The sequence below is a fragment of the Herbaspirillum sp. 1130 genome (genome assembly GCF_017833835.1).
Taxonomy (GTDB): domain Bacteria; phylum Pseudomonadota; class Gammaproteobacteria; order Burkholderiales; family Burkholderiaceae_D; genus Herbaspirillum; species Herbaspirillum huttiense.
Window position 1 is genome coordinate 1,226,064 of the sequence record NZ_JAFICQ010000001.1, and the last position, 15,957, is coordinate 1,242,020.

General features: G+C 62.4%; 13 protein-coding genes. 3 read left to right on the plus strand and 10 right to left on the minus strand.

Annotation, left to right across the window (positions count from 1 at the left end):
* Positions 1–2: 2 nt before the first annotated feature.
* Entirely contained in the window at positions 3–1,109 is a 1,107-nt protein-coding gene (locus JOD78_RS05385; RefSeq protein ID WP_013234687.1) for an S-(hydroxymethyl)glutathione dehydrogenase/class III alcohol dehydrogenase, read from the minus strand.
* Positions 1,110–1,126: 17 nt separating this feature from the next.
* Between JOD78_RS05385 and JOD78_RS05390 the strand changes: the two genes are divergently transcribed.
* A complete protein-coding gene (locus JOD78_RS05390) occupies positions 1,127–1,312 on the plus strand; it encodes a hypothetical protein (protein WP_209566786.1) in 186 nt (61 codons plus the stop codon).
* Positions 1,313–1,747: 435 nt separating this feature from the next.
* On the plus strand, positions 1,748–4,951 hold the full coding sequence (locus JOD78_RS05395) for an EAL domain-containing protein (protein ID WP_209566788.1): 3,204 nt from the start codon (positions 1,748–1,750) through the stop codon (positions 4,949–4,951).
* Between the two features lie 24 nt (positions 4,952–4,975).
* On the opposite strand, the gene JOD78_RS05400 is transcribed toward JOD78_RS05395, so the two are convergent.
* Positions 4,976–6,247, minus strand: coding sequence for an MFS transporter (locus tag JOD78_RS05400; protein ID WP_121041652.1), 1,272 nt, complete (start codon positions 6,245–6,247; stop codon positions 4,976–4,978).
* A gap of 198 nt (positions 6,248–6,445) precedes the next feature.
* Between JOD78_RS05400 and JOD78_RS05405 the strand changes: the two genes are divergently transcribed.
* Entirely contained in the window at positions 6,446–7,495 is a 1,050-nt protein-coding gene (locus JOD78_RS05405) for an NADP(H)-dependent aldo-keto reductase (protein ID WP_121041654.1), read from the plus strand.
* Positions 7,496–7,578: 83 nt separating this feature from the next.
* Here the strand turns inward: JOD78_RS05405 and JOD78_RS05410 are convergent, their stop codons facing one another.
* From JOD78_RS05410 to JOD78_RS05445, 8 genes are all read right to left on the minus strand, one after another.
* On the minus strand, positions 7,579–8,586 hold the full coding sequence (locus JOD78_RS05410) for a bile acid:sodium symporter family protein (protein ID WP_121041656.1): 1,008 nt from the start codon (positions 8,584–8,586) through the stop codon (positions 7,579–7,581).
* 126 nt (positions 8,587–8,712) lie between these two features.
* A complete protein-coding gene (locus JOD78_RS05415; protein WP_034330597.1) occupies positions 8,713–9,048 on the minus strand; it encodes a zinc ribbon domain-containing protein YjdM in 336 nt (111 codons plus the stop codon).
* Between the two features lie 166 nt (positions 9,049–9,214).
* Positions 9,215–10,552, minus strand: a complete 1,338-nt coding sequence (locus tag JOD78_RS05420) for a 4Fe-4S binding protein (RefSeq protein WP_121041658.1) — start codon at positions 10,550–10,552, stop codon at positions 9,215–9,217.
* 56 nt (positions 10,553–10,608) lie between these two features.
* A complete protein-coding gene (locus JOD78_RS05425; protein WP_121041660.1) occupies positions 10,609–11,487 on the minus strand; it encodes an FTR1 family protein in 879 nt (292 codons plus the stop codon).
* Positions 11,488–11,551: 64 nt separating this feature from the next.
* Positions 11,552–11,902: a cupredoxin domain-containing protein gene (locus tag JOD78_RS05430; protein WP_039785565.1), complete on the minus strand. Its 351-nt coding sequence runs from the start codon at positions 11,900–11,902 to the stop codon at positions 11,552–11,554.
* Between the two features lie 106 nt (positions 11,903–12,008).
* Positions 12,009–12,554: an iron transporter gene (locus JOD78_RS05435; RefSeq protein WP_039785564.1), complete on the minus strand. Its 546-nt coding sequence runs from the start codon at positions 12,552–12,554 to the stop codon at positions 12,009–12,011.
* A 247-nt stretch (positions 12,555–12,801) separates the two neighbouring features.
* Complete coding sequence (locus tag JOD78_RS05440; RefSeq protein WP_121041662.1) at positions 12,802–14,442, minus strand: methyl-accepting chemotaxis protein; 1,641 nt, start codon at positions 14,440–14,442, stop codon at positions 12,802–12,804.
* A 105-nt stretch (positions 14,443–14,547) separates the two neighbouring features.
* Positions 14,548–15,663, minus strand: coding sequence for a patatin-like phospholipase family protein (locus JOD78_RS05445; protein ID WP_121041664.1), 1,116 nt, complete (start codon positions 15,661–15,663; stop codon positions 14,548–14,550).
* Positions 15,664–15,957 lie beyond the last annotated feature (294 nt).

The window sequence follows — 15,957 nt, forward strand, 5'->3', positions numbered from 1 at the left end:
CCTCAGAACTCGACTACGGAGCGGATCGACTCGCCGCTCTTCATCAGGTCGAAGCCTTCATTGATGCGCTCCAGCGGCAGCTTGTGCGTGATCAGGTCATCAATGTTGAGCTTGCCTTCCATGTACCAGTCGACAATCTTCGGCACGTCGGTACGCCCACGCGCGCCACCGAAGGCCGAGCCCTTCCAGACGCGGCCGGTCACCAGCTGGAACGGACGGGTCGAGATCTCCTGGCCGGCTGCGGCCACGCCGATGATGATGGACTGGCCCCAGCCCTTGTGGCAGCACTCCAGCGACTGGCGCATGGTGGTGGTGTTGCCGATGCACTCGAAGCTGTAGTCGGCGCCGCCATCGGTCATGCCGATGATGGCATCAACCACGTTGGGCACGTCCTTGGGATTGATGAAGTCGGTCATGCCGAACTTGCGCGCCATGGCTTCACGCGCCGGATTCAGGTCGACGCCGATGATCTTGTTGGCCCCCACCATCTTGGCCGCCTGGATGACGTTCAGGCCGATGCCGCCCAAACCGAACACCACCACGTTGGCACCCGCTTCCACCTTGGCGGTGAACAGCACCGCACCCACGCCGGTGGTCACGCCACAGCCGATGTAGCAGACCTTGTCAAAAGGCGCATCCGAACGAATCTTGGCCAGGGCGATTTCCGGTACGACGATGTAGTTGGAGAAGGTGGACGTGCCCATGTAGTGGAACAGCGGCTTGCCGTCCAGCGAGAAGCGGCTGGTGGCATCCGGCATCAGGCCGCGGCCCTGGGTGGCACGGATGGCCTGGCACAGGTTGGTCTTTTGCGAGAGACAGAACTTGCACTCGCGGCATTCCGGCGTGTACAGGGGGATGACATGGTCATCCTTCTTGAGCGACTTCACGCCCGGGCCGACGTCGACCACCACACCCGCGCCTTCGTGGCCGAGGATGGCCGGGAAGATGCCTTCCGGGTCGGCGCCCGAGAGCGTGTAATAGTCGGTATGGCAGATGCCGGTGGCCTTGATCTCGACCAGGACTTCGCCGGCCTTGGGGCCGCCGAGTTCGACTTCCTCGATGGTCAAGGGCTTGCCTGCCTGCCATGCTACCGCTGCTCTTGTCTTCATAGGGATGGGTCCTTTGCGTGATGATTGAAGTAAAACTTCCCGACCGGCCAGTTGGGCCTCGTCAGGAAAATTCAGTAAAACTGGTGATGCCTGTGAAACTTCCGGCTGGGCGGTATTATCGCATTGCAAACGAAAACGCATCTGCAACGCTTAACATCCTTCATGTTGATGCCAGAACAAGTGAAAATTTCCATCTGACATGAAAATCACGCTGTCGCGTTGCCGCGACGTTGCGCGCAGGATGACAAAGCCCTTGGCTTGCGGTAAGGTTGCTACAAAACAAACGGTGAACGTGGCTGGCGCAGCGGCCATTGATCAGCGCACAACAAGGGCACAAAGCAAGGACAAGCGCCAACAAAGCGCAGCAGGACACGAGGTGGCATACTGACGCCTCGCGTATCACGAAGTGGGGGCATCCACGTAATTTTGGCGTAAGCGCGATCACACCGTGTGAACGCGCGCGGCTTGCCGCACTGACAAGGGCTATCCACCATGCCCGTGTCAGCAGCCGCCGTTCCGCTGGCAGGAACGTGCCGATTGCGTGCGAGGGCTGTCGAAACGGTCGTCCGGCATCTTTCCGGGCCAAGGGACGTGCAGCAATCTGCTGCCTAACGACAGGTAATGTGATAGTGGGTCACATGGGAAAACAGAACAAATCGCCAGGACGCCCAGGCTACACCCTGAAAACCTTGCTGCTGTTCGTCGGCTTCGTCGGGTCGTTCATTGTCGTGCAGACCTGGTGGGAAATCCGCCAGGACCGCCAGCTGACCATCGACGCCGAACGCGCCAGCTCGATGGCGGCCGTGCGCAGCGTGCAGGAGCACGCAGAACGCGTTTTCGGCGAACTGGACAAGTTGCTCTGGTCCGCCGCCGAGCAAATCCACGTCGCCGGCCCCGACCTGCTGGACGACGACCAGGCGCTGTACCGACTGCTGTCGGACACGCAACAGCGGCTGTCCACCGTGATGGTACTGCGCTACATCGACCGCAACGGCAACACCCGCGCCAGTTCGCTGCGCTCCTTCGACACCACCAGCATCCCCGAAGACCACAAGCTGACCCACGTGGACGGCAATCCGGCCAGGCCCAACCTGTTCGTGGGCCAGCTCATGCGCAGTCGCTACAACCGCGACCTGGTGCTGCCGGTGGCCATGAATCTCTACGACCGCAGCAGCCGCCCCATCGGCCTGCTGGTCGCCGAACTGAAGGCTGCAACCTTCTTCGACTTCTACAAGCGCATCACCAATTTCGAATCCATCGTCTCGCTGCGCACCGACAGCGGCTCGATGATGCTGCGCTCGCCTTTCGAAGAGCGCTGGCTCAGCGTCAGCCTGGCCGATGCCAAAAGCATGGCACGCATCCGTGCCGGGGCCGAGGAAGGGTCGTTCGAAGAGATCTCGCATCTGACCGGCGAACCACTGCTGTTCTCCTACAAGCGCCTGGACAAATGGTCATTGGTGGCGGTCTATGCGCGGCGCATGGAAGACGTGCTCTCGCCATGGCGCAGCCGTACCGAAAACCGCATCCTGCTGACCACCGGCATCCTTGGTTTCATCCTCATCGCGCTCATTGCCTTCCTGGTGTACTACCGCTACCAGCGCCGCCTGGATCACGCCCTGTCGAGCAGCGAATACCGCTACCGCAAGCTCTACGAAGAAGGCAGCGATCCCATCGTGCTGATCTCCTCGGAGCTGCGCTACCTCGACTGCAATGCGGCCGCGCTGCGCTTCTTCGGGGTGCCGGACAAGGACCGCATCATTGGCCGCAAGGTCGGCCTGTTTTCTCGCCACAAGGCGCGCCAGCCCGACCAGCCGGACATCGATGAGCTGGTCGGCCGGGTACTCGCGGGGCAACCCCAGCAGTTCGAATGGGTAACGGTCCGCCGCAACAAGATCATCCATACCGACGTTACCCTCAACCGCGCCGAATTCGATCGTGGCTATGCGATCTTCGCCATCCTGCGCGATATCAGCGCCCGCAAGCGCGCTGAGTTGCTGCAGAGCGAACAGAACCGGGTGCTGCACATGGTAATGGCCGACGATGACCTGGACGGCATCCTCAACGAGATCATCGGCTTTGCCGATGCGCAGATTCCATATGGGGCCAGTTGCGTGATGCTGGTCAATGAGCAAGCCTCGCATTTCACTTCCGTGCTGAGCAAGCGCTATCCGCCACGCCTGCTGCGTGCCTTGCAGGGCATGCCGATCCGTCATGGCTGCGGCGTCGGCGCTGAAGCGGCTTTGCGGCGCGGACCCTGCATCGTCACCGACATCGCGCGCGATCCGGTGACCGAACACCTGCGGGTGCTCATCGATGTGGAGATCTACCCGTCCTGTGGGGCCTGGCCCATCATGGGCAAGGAAGGCCAATTGCTGGGCGTGTTCGCCGCCCTGCTCAAGGAAAACCAGGCCCCCAGCAATGAATACCTGCAGCTGGCCAACATCGCCGCCGACCTCGCCAGCGTGGCCATCGAGAGCCGCCGCGCCGACGAGCGCATCCGCCACCTGGCGCACTATGACGAGCTGACCGGCCTGCCCAACCGCTTCCTGTGCACCCAGCACGTTTCCAATGCCATTACCCACGCCGAGCACCGCAACGGCATGGTGGCCGTGCTGCTGATGGACCTGGATCGCTTCAAGAACATCAACGATACCTTCGGTCACGAGGCCGGCGAAGCGGTGCTGCAGGAAATCGCCCAGCGCTTCCGCAATACCCTGCGCGAGCTGGATATCCTGGCGCGCGTGGGCGGCGATGAATTCATCGTGCTGGTGGATGACTTCGACGATCCGCTGCAACTGGGCGAGATTGCACAGAAGCTGCTCACCGAGGCGCGCAAGCCCTTCATCATCGACGGCCAGGAAGCCATGCTCTCGGCCAGTATCGGCATCGCCACCTATCCGGGCGATGGCGACAATGCGCAAACGCTCATCAAGAATGCCGACATTGCCATGTACCGCGCCAAGCACCATGGCAAGGATGACTATCGCTTCTTCTCCGACGAGGTCAACACCAATACGGTAGAGCGCATCGCGCTGGAAGCCGAACTGCGCCGCGCCATCGAACGCGCCGAGTTCGTGGTGCACTACCAGCCCAAGATCAACCTGGCCACCGGCGGCATCGTCGGTGCGGAAGCCCTGGTCCGCTGGCAGCATCCGGTGCGCGGCCTGGTGCCGCCGGGTGAATTCATCCCGCTGGCTGAGGAGACCCGCCTGATCGACCAGATCGGCCTGGTGGTGCTGGACGTGGCCTGCCGCGACATCGGCCTGATGCTGGAACGCGAACTGGTGTGCGGACGCATCTCCATCAATCTGACCGGCAGCCAGTTCGGCGATGAACATCTGCTGGAAGACATCAAGAGCGTGGTCCAGCGCCACGGCACGCCACCGGCCTGCCTGGAGTTCGAGATCACCGAAAGCATGGTGATGCACAACCGCGACCGTGCGATCGCGATCATGGATGGCATCCGTGCAGAAGGCTTCACCATTTCCATTGACGACTTCGGCACCGGCTATTCCTCGCTGGCCTATCTCAAGCGTTTCCCGGTCAATACGCTGAAGATCGACAAATCCTTCATCAACGACATTCCCGACGATGCCAACAGCAGCGCCATCGTGCAGGCCATCATCGCCATGAGCCATGCATTGAACCTGAAGGTGGTGACCGAAGGCGTGGAGACGGAGAAACAGTTGCAGGCGCTGCGCGAGTTCGGCTCGGATGAGTACCAGGGCTATTACTTCAGCAAGCCGGTTCCCTATGCGCAGTTCCTGCAGATGCTGCTGATGCAGCAGGAGCTCACGCGCCAGTCCAGCCAGATGCTGGTGACCGAGGGCGATCCGCCGTGAGCGCGCGACTGCTTGCCGCCGGCTTCAGGACTGGCGTGCGGCCAGCCGGTCGACCTGATAGAGCGAGGGGAACAGGCGCATCCACAGCAGCACGATCAGCAGCGTGCCGATCCCGCCGATGAGCACGGCCGGCACCGCACCGAACCAGGCGGCGGTGAGGCCCGATTCGAATTCTCCGAGCTGATTGGACGTTCCGATGAAGACCGAATTGACGGCCGAAACGCGGCCGCGCATGGCGTCCGGCGTTTCCAGCTGAACGAAGGACGAGCGCACCACCACGCTGATCATGTCGGCCGCGCCCAGCACCGCCAACGCGGCCAGCGACAGCGGGAAGGAGCGTGACAGGCCGAACACGATGGTGGCCAATCCGAACACGGCCACGGCGATGAACATGGTGCGCCCTACCCTGCCGCCCAGCGGAAAGCGCGCCAGCAGCAGCGCCACGATCAAGGCTCCGGCCGCCGGTGCCGAGCGCAGCAGACCCAGGCCGACCGCACCGGTATGCAGGATGTCGTTGGCGAAGACCGGCAGCAAGGCGGTAGCACCGCCCAGCAGCACGGCAAACATGTCCAGCGAGATGGCACCGAAGATGGCGGGCTTGCTGCGGATGAAAGCCAGTCCTGCGAACACCGACGACAGACTGGCCCCGGTCGGCTTGGCCGGTGCAGCCTGGGCCGCCGCGACCTGGGCCGGACGCCGGATCAGCGACAACAGTACGCTGCATGCAACGAACAGCGCGCAGCTGCTGGCATACACCACCGCTGGTCCCGCCACGTAGAGAAAGCCCCCCAGCGCCGGGCCGATGATGATGGCGAACTGGGTCGCCGAGGCCGAGCCCGCCACCGCGCCCGGCAAGGCCTTGGGCGACATCAGGCTGGGCAGCAGCGCCGACATGGTCGGCTTGGAAAAGGCCCGGCCCGCACCGATGATGGCCACGATCACGAAAATCATCTCGCGGCTGAGCCAGCCATGCAGGCTGCCCAGCGCCAGCGTGGCGGCAGCGGCGGCTTCCACCAGCGAACTGACGCGCGCAACGTTGCGGCGATCAAAGCGGTCGGCCACATGGCCCACCACGAACACCAGGATCAGCGAAGGAATGAACTGCACCAGGCCCACGATGCCGAGATCGAAGGCGCTGTGGGTGAGCTGGTAGACCTGCCAGCCAACCGCCACGATCTGCATCTGCAGGGCAATGGTGGATGCGACGCTGGCGCACCAGAAGAGCTTGAATGGGGTGTGATGGCGCAGGGATTCGGCGGCTTCATCCGGGGGGATACTGGGGGAAGGAACTGACATGTCTCGTGGATGGGAAGGAAGTGTTCTGGCGTTATCGAGTCCGGGCACTGCAAGCGGCAACCGGCCTGGCGCGAGCGGTCTTGGCGCCGCTGCGGCCCTGCCCTGCAAGGCAGGACGAGCGCCGCTATACTACCCGATCCCGCGCCAGCCGGCAGGACACGCCCCGGTCCCTGCCTGCGCATCACAAGGAGAATCCGCATGCAGTACCGCCAACTCGGCCGCACCGACCTGAAGGTCAGTCTCATCACTCTGGGTACCATGACCTGGGGCGAGCAGAACACTGAAGCCGACGCCCACTCGCAACTGGACTACGCCGTCGAACGCGGCATCAACCTGATCGACGCCGCCGAAATGTATCCGGTCCCGCCCAAGGCGGAAACGCAAGGACTCACTGAACGCTATCTCGGCACCTGGCTGAAGAAATCCGGCAAGCGCGACCAGTTGCTGATCGCCACCAAGTGCACCGGCCCCGCCCGCAAACCACACAACCCGCGCCACATCCGTGGCGGCAACAACGAGCTGGACCGCAAGGGCCTCACCGATGCACTGCATGGCAGCCTGGAGCGCCTGCAACTGGATCACGTGGATCTGTATCAGCTGCACTGGCCCGACCGCAGCGTCAACAGCTTTGGCCAGTTGGGCTACGAGCATGTGGAAGATGAAACCACGGTACCCATCGAAGAGACGCTGACGGTGCTCTCTGAATTCGTGAAGGCCGGCAAGATCCGCACCATCGGCTTGTCCAACGAAACCGCCTGGGGCGTCGCGCAATTCCTGCGCGCGGCCGAGCAGCATGGACTGGAGCGCATCGTCACCATCCAGAATCCGTACAACCTGCTCAACCGCAGCTTCGAAGTGAACCTGGCCGAATTCGCCCATCGCGAGCAGGTCGGCCTGCTGGCCTACTCGCCGCTGGCTTTCGGCATGTTGAGCGGCAAATACCTGGAAGGGGCACGTCCTGCAGGCGGACGCCTGACGCTGTTCGAACGCTTCGTGCGCTATAACAATCCACAAGCGGAAAGCGCCACCGCGCAGTACGTCGCACTGGCGCGCCAGCACGGACTGGATCCGGCGCAGATGGCGCTGGCCTACGTCAACAGCCGCCGCTTCCTGACCTCCAACATCATCGGCGCGACCACCCTGGAACAACTGCGCAGCAACATCGACAGCACCCAGGTGCAATTGAGCGACGAGGTGCTGGCGGGCATCGAAGCCATCCACCGCAAGCAGCCCAATCCGGCGCCCTGAGCCGAAACGGGCGAACCGCCAAAGCAAAAAAATGACCGGCCTTGCCGGTCATTTTTTGTTGGCGGATACAGCGCCCGGGAATCTCAGTCGCCGCCACTTTCAGTAGCCACGGCCGCCTTCACCTGTTCGTCACGCGCACCATACCGCGCGGCCATGACGGCACACACCATGAGCTGGATCTGGTGGAACAGCATCACCGGCAACAGCACCATGCCGATGGCACCGCTGGAGAACAGCACCTTGGCCATGGGCACGCCCGAGGCCAGGCTCTTCTTGGAGCCGCAGAAGACGATGGTGATCTCGTCCTCCTTGTTGAAGCCCAGGCGGCGGCTACCGAAGGTGGTCAGCCCCATGATGATGGCCAGCAGCACCGCATTGATGACCAGCAGCGCCACCAGCATCGACAGCGGCACCTGGTGCCACAGGCCCTGCACCACTGCCTCGCTGAAGGCTACATAGACCACCAGCAGGATGGAACTCTGGTCGACGAACTTGAGCCAGGACTTGTTGCGCTCGACCCAGCGGCCGATGAAGGGACGCGCGATCTGGCCGGCCACGAAGGGCAGCAGCAATTGATAAACGATTTTCAGGATGGAATCGAGCGAGGAATGCCCGCCGCCATCATGGGCCACCACCAGCACGCCCACCAGCAGCGGGGTCAGGAAGATGCCCAGCAGGTTGGAGGCGGACGCCGCGCAGATCGCCGCCGGCACATTGCCGCGCGCCACAGAAGTGAAGGCGATGGACGACTGCACGGTGGAGGGCAGCACGCACAGGAAGAGCAGCCCCAGGTACAGCTCGGGCGTAATGAATTGCAGCAGCACCGGCTTCAAGGCCAAGCCAATGAGCGGGAACAGCGCAAAGGTACACAGCAGCACGGTGACGTGCAGCTTCCAGTGCGTGAACCCGGCCACCACGGCTTCCCGTGAGAGCTTGGCCCCGTGCATGAAGAACAGCAGGCCGATCATGAACGTGGTCAGCCCGTCGAAGGCCTCGGCCACCTGGCCGGTACAGGGAAGGAAGGATGCGGTCAGCACGACGGCCAGCAGCATCAGGGTCATGTTATCGGGCAGGAAGCGGGGACGGGCCATGGCGGTTTCGTTGTTGTCTTGATCGGGAAACCCGCAAGCTTATGTATACATAGGCTGCAGGCAAACCGCCATTCTACGTGAGAGCGGGCCCGGCTTGCAGGGCTCCGCTCAGGATGCAGGCCAGGATCAGGCCTTGCGCACGAATTCGGTCTTCAGGCCCATGGAGCCGAATCCGTCGATCTTGCAGTCGATATCGTGGTCGCCCTCAACCAGGCGGATGTTCTTGACCTTGGTGCCCATCTTGACCACGCCACCGCCGCCCTTGAGCTTCAGGTCCTTGATGACGGTGACGGTATCGCCATCCTGCAGCACGTTGCCCGAGGCATCGCGCCAGACGCGGGCCTGCTCGGCGGGAGCAGCCTGGGCACTCCATTCGTGGCCGCATTCGGGGCAGACGAACTGGCTGCCATCCTCATAGGTGAATTCGGACTGGCATTGGGGACAGGCGGGCAAGGTGCTCATGTAAATTAAACTCCGGCAATTGGCTTGAAAAGGCAGCGATTGTACTGCTTCGGTCGCCAACTTCACATAGCTTGCGGGACCCAAGATCAAATAAGACGCAAATAAAAATGGCAGGCTTGCGAGCAAGCCTGCCATTTTCCTTCATATCACTGCTGCGGAAGACGCTTTACCAGCCCCAGAACATCAGCCACCAGGCGGTATTGACCAGCGCCAGGCCACCGATCAGCGGCAGCATCGCCAGCACTTGCTGAACCCAATGGGTGGCATGGCGCGCCACCACTTTCCAGCACAGCCACAGGCTCCACAGCGTCATGACCGTCAGGAGCGCCGCGCGCACGTCATTGGCCCAATAGACCGGCCAGTGCTCGGCCCGCAGCAGGCTGATGGTGGTCGCCGACAGGCCGATGAAGACGCCGCAGCCCGCCAGCGGGATCAATGCCTGTACCAGGTGGTTGAAGCGGCTCCACTCCCACTTGCCCAGCAGGCGCGTGGCCAGCCCGAACATCAGCGCCACGCCGGTGCCCAGCACCAGGCCGGTGGCGAGAATGTAGCCCACGACCATGGCGCCATCGAGCCAGGTGAAGACATCGCTTTGCTGCGGGTAATTGGTCAGCAGCCACCACGGTGCCTGGGTCCCGAAAGGCCACATGATGTCGCGGTCAATCAGCCAGGTGGCGATGTCCTGCTTGATGGCGATGAACCAGGGGCTGACCGTCCAGTGGAAGGCACCGATGGCGATGCCCAGCAGGCCGTAGAGCACCAGGGCGCTTTCCCACAGGTTGTTCTGGGTCTTGCCGAAGTGCACCACCTCGACGGCAGGCGGACGGAAGCTCAGGGCAATCGCATCGCGGTGGCCACTGCAGCGGCCGCACATATGGCAGTCGGAAGCACCCTTCATATTGCGCAAGGGGACCAGCGGCGCGCAATTGATGGGAATGATCTTGTGCTCGGGATGATAGGAGGCGCGCCATGCATCTTCGTTCACTTTGTAGTGAACCGGGGCCAGTTTGGCCAGCAGGCCGAAGACGCCATTGACCGGGCACAGGTACTTGCACCAGACGCGCTTGTCGCGGCCATAGAGGTAGCCGATGATCATGGCACCAACGGTGGAGCCGCCCAGCACCAGCAGCACCGCCTTCGGATACTGGTACACGCTGACCATCTGGCCATACACGGTGGTCAGGGCGAAGGCCACGAAGGGCCAGCCGCCCCAGCGTACCCATTTGGGAATCGCACGTCCGCGTCCATGGCGGCTGGCGAACTCGGTCAGCGCCCCTTCCGGGCATAGAACGCCGCACCACACACGGCCCATCAGCACCATGCTGACCAGCACGAAGGGCCACCAGATGCCCCAGAAGGCAAACTGGGCGATCAGGGTGAGGTTGGACCAGAGATGCGCGGTTTCATCAGGCAGCGGGAGGAACACCGGGACCAGGATCAGCAGCGCATAGACAGCCACCACGATCCATTGCAGGCCTCGGATGAATGCGCCATGGCGGCGCATCCAGTCTCCGGTACGCGTGAGCAGAGTCGGCGATTGCGTACAGGTTGTCATGAGGTTCAGACGGCTTCCTGCCTCTTGCTCTTGAGCTGAGGCTGGGGTTTTCGATAGAGGAACGAACATACCACGACCCAGTAAAGGGCGTAGACGATCACCGACAGCAGCGCCGGACGGGCGCGGTAGCCGGTCAGGGTCGAGACCAGGCTGCCCAGGGTGGTGGAGTCATCCAGCAGCGCCGAGGTATCCCAGAGCTGGCCGGTCAGGGTCATGGTCCAGTTGGCCGAGGCCAGCATGTCGGAGCTTTCCAGCAGTACGTCGAACAGCTTTTCCACGCCGGTGACCAGCAAACCGGCCGCCAGCAGCAGCAGGATCACTTCGGTGACCTGGAAGAAACGCCGCCAGGAGAAAATCTTTCCGCCCAGCTGCAGCAGATAGAAGGTCAGGAAAGCCAGTCCGAAACCGATCGCGCCTGCCAGCACCAGCGACGCCGTGCTGGCATCCTGCTGGCCCAGGCCAATGCCGTACAGGAAAACGGCAGTCTCGCTGCCTTCGCGGGCGATCGCCAGCATCACCAGCACGAACACGCCCCACCAGTTGCCGCTTTCATAGCTGGACTGCATGGAGCTTTCCATTTCCTTCTTCAAGGTCCGGCCGTGCTTGCGCATCCAGAACACCATCTGCACGATCAGCACCGCCGCAATCAGGACGATGGCTATCTGGAAGTAGGTCTGGGCATCGCCCGAGAGCAGTTCCGAAAAGCCCAGCAGCGCTGCGCCCAGGGCACCCGCCAGCACCACGCCGGCAACCACGCCGCCCCACAGATAGGGAATGCCGCGCCGCGCGCCGGCATCGCCGTTCTTCAGCCAGGCATACAGAATGCCGACCACCAGAAGCGCCTCGACGCTTTCGCGCCAGACGATGAACATGACCTGTCCCATGAAACTCTTCCCTTCCTGAAAACCTGGACTTCCCTGCTTCCTTACTGCTTGCGCGCATCCCCTCTTACTTGGCGACGATCACGCCGGGAGGCATGTTGAGGTGGAAGTCATCGAAAAACTTGTATTCGCCCGGACGCAAGGGAGCGATCACCACGAAGGACTGCGCACCCGGTGCCAGCACCTTTTCCTTGCGCAGTTCAACGCTCTCGAACTCGGCGGCGGACTTGCCGATGTTGTGCACTTCGATCTTGATGCGCTGTCCGGCCGGCACTTCGATGCGCGGCGGGATGAGCTTGCCATCCTGCATCTCCAGCTTGAAGGTCAGCAGGTCGGAAGCGCTGGCCTGCACGGCGCTGCCCAGCATGGCCATCGCAGCCAGGGACAGGCAGATCAGTCGGACGATTCTTGCGATCATGAAAACTCCGGAACTCTCAAAACGGTGAAGCCGGTCCGCCATCACGGCGCGGACCGGCATCGCATCACTGCAAACGTGCGGTCTGGATCAAGACCCGGCGACCTGTTTAGTAGCCGCCCTTCTTGCCGATGCCGGCGAAGGTGAAGTCGTAGTTCAGCTCGAAGGTCTTGAACCACGGACCGACGCCGGTTTCCTTGTCGACGTGACGGCCGAAGTGGGCGTGTTCATTGGCTTGCGGCGAGGAGATGGTCAGCTTGAGCTTGTACTTGCCCGGGCCTTCCAGCTTGACGTTGTCGCCGTAGTGCGGACCGTCGTTGGCCACCATGGGCATCATGTCGCCCTTGATGGACTTGGTGGAACCGACCTTGGTCAGTTCGTACTTGATGACCATGTAAGGCATCCAGTCGCCTTCGGCGAAACCATTGGGGTTCTTGGCCACGGCGCGGATATCGGCTTCGAGGTGGATATCGGATTCCTCTGCCTTGCGCATCATGCCGTCCGGCTCCATCTTCACCGGCTGCAGGTAGACGGCGTTGACTTCAAAGCCGTTCTGGATCTGCGGCTTGCCGATGGGGTATTCGGCGGCCGAAGCGGTACCTGCAAAGCACAGTCCGAGTGCTGCGGCGACCGCCAGTTTCTTGAAACCGATCATTGCGTATTCTCCTGGTGACAAATGATAATGATTAGCATTAAGTATATCACCCTTTGAGGCAGCCGACGCCGCACCTTAGTGCAATCCTTCACAGCAATGCTGACCAAAGCGTAAAAACAGGCAAAAAATGAAAAACCGCCCGGCGTTGAAACCGGGCGGTTTTTCAGGGTGCGGAGTGCACCGGTAGCGGCATGCTGCCACCGGTGCCGGGTTCAGAATCCGGGAGTCAGGATTCGGAACTCAGCGCTCAGAATTCTTCCAGCTCAGCGATCTGGCCAGCGGCCACCGGTGCTCGCGGTGCCGCCACCGGCTTCACCTCCACGCTGCGCACAGGCATGGCTGCGCGCCCTTCGAGCTTGAAGACGGCAACCACGCTTTCCAGCTTCTCCGCCTGGCCCTGCAAGGCCTGGGCTGCTGCGGCCGCCTCTTCCACCAGCGCCGCATTCTGCTGGGTGCCCTGGTCCATTTGCGAAATGGCCTGGTTGACCTGGGTGATGCCGGCGCTCTGCTCCTCGCTGGCGTCGGCGATGTTGCCCACGATCTGGGTCACGCGCTGCACGCTATCGACGATATCGCTCATGGTGGCGCCCGCCTGCTCGACCAGCTTGCTGCCGCTGCCGACCTTGTCCACGGAGTCGTCGATCAGCTCCTTGATTTCCTTGGCAGCGGCGGCCGAGCGCTGCGCCAGCGAACGAACTTCAGAGGCAACGACGGCAAAACCGCGTCCCTGCTCTCCGGCACGGGCCGCTTCCACTGCCGCATTGAGCGCCAGGATATTGGTCTGGAAGGCAATGCCATCGATGACCGCAATGATGTCGACGATCTTGCGCGAGGAGGCATTGATGGAGTTCATGGTATCGACTACCTGGCGCACCACGTCACCGCCTTGCGAGGCGATGTGCGACGCCGATTGCGCCAGCTCATTGGCCTGACGGGCGTTCTGGGTGTTCTGGAGCACCACCGAGGTCAGCTCCTCCAGGCTGGACGCGCTTTCCTCCAGCGCTGCCGCCTGCTGTTCGGTACGGGCCGACAGGTCGGCATTGCCGGCGGCAATCTGGCGCGCCGCCACGGTTACCGAATCGGTCGAGGTACGGGTCGTCGCCACCACATCGACAATGCGGGCCAGCAGCTTGTTGAAGGCAGCAGCGGTGCGGCCGATTTCATCCATGCGTTCCACCGGCACCGGACGCGACAGGTCCAGCGTCTGGCTGACATGCTCGAAGGTCTGCTGGATCTTGCCCAGGCTGCGCGTGACGCTGCGCAGGGTGCGGATGCCCAGCACGCCGGTCAGCAGCACCGCCACCACGATCACGGCGATCATCGCGCGCAATGCGAAGGCATAGGCGGCATCGCTCTCCTGCTTGACGGTATCGATCATCTGGCGACCCACCAGAATGTGGTCGTCGAAACCCTTCTTGGCAGCAGCCGCCGACACCGCCAGCGGTGTCCCGGCCTGCAGCGTGGCGCGCACGCCGTCCATGTCATTGGCATAAGCCGCGGCGAAGAATGGCACCAGAGCCTTGCGGTAGGCCTCGATGTTGGCCTTGTCAGCCTGGATCAGGGCGCGGTCCTTCTCATCGAAGATGAGATCGCGCTCATAGTGGGCGAATTCCTCATCCAGCGCCTTGTTGGAGGCATCGACCGCCTTCTGCAACGCGGTCTTGTCGGGCAGGTTGGCAAAGACCGAGAGGCGATAGCCGGCCAGGCGTGAATCGGCCAGATAGCCCTTCAGCAGGTTGAGGCTGTCCATGCCCGGAATGATGCGGTTCTGGATCAGTTCCAGACGCTGCTGGGCGCGCTGCAATTGCCAGAGCCCGTCGGCACCGACGAACAGCAGCGCCAGCAGGGCTGTCGAGAGAGTGAGGATGAGGCGCTTGGTAATGGTCATGATGGAAAATTCACCGGAGAAAGGAAAGCGCGCCGCGGCGCGCCGGTTCAGCTACACAACAAAACAAGGAGATGAAGAAACAGGCCCGCTGGCCAACCCGCCCGCCTACGCGGCCAGCGGCGCATCCTGCGCCACGGCACCCAGCAGCTCGCCGTGCTGGCGACAGAAGTCGACGCCGGCGCGATATCCCACGCCGAACAGCAGCTGCATGTTGGAAGCGGACCAGTCCAGCACCTGCGGCCAGTGATCCTGCGGCACACCGGCCATCAGATCGACCTTGAGCACCTGGCGCAGCGGCGCGCCGGTCGCGGGATCACGGTTGTGTTCCAGCTCGAAGAGACGCTGCTCGGTCTGGGAGATCTTGACCAGCGGCGTGATGATGGAACGCACCCAGGCGTCATACAGGTTGCGCGGCTTGCGGATCAGGCGATCCTCGCCCAAGATGTCCAGCACCACCAGGGTATCGACCTCACCGGCCGGCGCCACGCCGGTGGCCGGATCGGTGATGAAAGGCGTGAAGTTGAGCGTATCGAGCGCCGCGCCTTCGATGTAGTGCTCGCCATCGATCTCGGTGGGTGCATACAGGAAGGGAAAGGACAGCGAGGCCCGCACATGCGCCGCCGTGATCTGCTCCTTGCTCCAGATCTGCATCTGGTGGCGGTCGAGGTTGTAGGCGTTGATGTAGAACTCGGGGCGCATCTGCGGCACCGCCGAAAAATCGATCGATTGCTCGAGGAAGGGAAGATGGGCGCACAGTCCCAGGCTGCCCGAATGCAGGTCGGAAGGTGACAAGGCCGACATCATCAGATGCATCCAGTCATTCCACTTGGCCGAGGCGTCGGCGAAGTGTTGATTGAACATGGCGGCGAAGGGCGAGGCGGCCAGGCCCGGCATCTGCTGCCATTGCGCCAGCATGGCATCGCGGTAGTTCTCCGCCTGCGCCCCCGGCTTTTTGAAGACCTTGTAGTTGACCGGGAACAGCTTGTAGATGCTGTCGGCCACACCCACTTCCGCCCATTGCATCAGTGCGTCCTGCGGCGCGGCGTCGCGCGGTGCGGTCGCCAGCAAGCCCATGAGCACCCCGGCACCGGAGGCCGAGATGACATCGAACTCCACCCCTTCCGCGAGGAAGGCCGCCAGTGCCCCGGCGATCAAGGTCGAATTGGGCGCCCCGCCCCCGATGACCAAGGCCTTTCTGTTTCGTCGTGGCGACACCTTCATTGCACTCCCCTTGTTGAATGCCTGTCCTGATTTTTTTGGATTTTTTGTGCGACGCACCGGAAGCATCGCCGCCACGTACGCGATGACGGTTTACGACGTAATTTCGTCTCAAGCTGTGACGTGGCTGTCAGGAATATAGCCCAGCAGCAATGAAGAAATGCTGCAGTGCGAGATTTTATTCACGCATATCTGGCATTCAGAAATTGAATGATCCAGTATCGAGGCCGAGGAGCGCGGCAAAAGGCGTCGGGAGGGGGCAGTCAAGCTTGCGTTGTAATTCTCACGTAAGCTCAC

What these genes read in the sequence shown, in the direction of transcription:
- JOD78_RS05385 (WP_013234687.1), bottom strand. Translation starts at nt 1,109, where the DNA reads ATGAAGACAAGAGCAGCGGTAGCATGGCAGGCAGGCAAGCCCTTGACC.
- JOD78_RS05420 (WP_121041658.1), bottom strand. Translation starts at nt 10,552, where the DNA reads ATGCGCCGCCATGGCGCATTCATCCGAGGCCTGCAATGGATCGTGGTG.
- JOD78_RS05415 (WP_034330597.1), bottom strand. Translation starts at nt 9,048, where the DNA reads ATGAGCACCTTGCCCGCCTGTCCCCAATGCCAGTCCGAATTCACCTAT.
- JOD78_RS05395 (WP_209566788.1), top strand. Translation starts at nt 1,748, where the DNA reads ATGGGAAAACAGAACAAATCGCCAGGACGCCCAGGCTACACCCTGAAA.
- JOD78_RS05405 (WP_121041654.1), top strand. Translation starts at nt 6,446, where the DNA reads ATGCAGTACCGCCAACTCGGCCGCACCGACCTGAAGGTCAGTCTCATC.
- JOD78_RS05445 (WP_121041664.1), bottom strand. Translation starts at nt 15,663, where the DNA reads ATGAAGGTGTCGCCACGACGAAACAGAAAGGCCTTGGTCATCGGGGGC.
- JOD78_RS05425 (WP_121041660.1), bottom strand. Translation starts at nt 11,487, where the DNA reads ATGGGACAGGTCATGTTCATCGTCTGGCGCGAAAGCGTCGAGGCGCTT.
- JOD78_RS05435 (WP_039785564.1), bottom strand. Translation starts at nt 12,554, where the DNA reads ATGATCGGTTTCAAGAAACTGGCGGTCGCCGCAGCACTCGGACTGTGC.
- JOD78_RS05430 (WP_039785565.1), bottom strand. Translation starts at nt 11,902, where the DNA reads ATGATCGCAAGAATCGTCCGACTGATCTGCCTGTCCCTGGCTGCGATG.
- JOD78_RS05410 (WP_121041656.1), bottom strand. Translation starts at nt 8,586, where the DNA reads ATGGCCCGTCCCCGCTTCCTGCCCGATAACATGACCCTGATGCTGCTG.
- JOD78_RS05400 (WP_121041652.1), bottom strand. Translation starts at nt 6,247, where the DNA reads ATGTCAGTTCCTTCCCCCAGTATCCCCCCGGATGAAGCCGCCGAATCC.
- JOD78_RS05440 (WP_121041662.1), bottom strand. Translation starts at nt 14,442, where the DNA reads ATGACCATTACCAAGCGCCTCATCCTCACTCTCTCGACAGCCCTGCTG.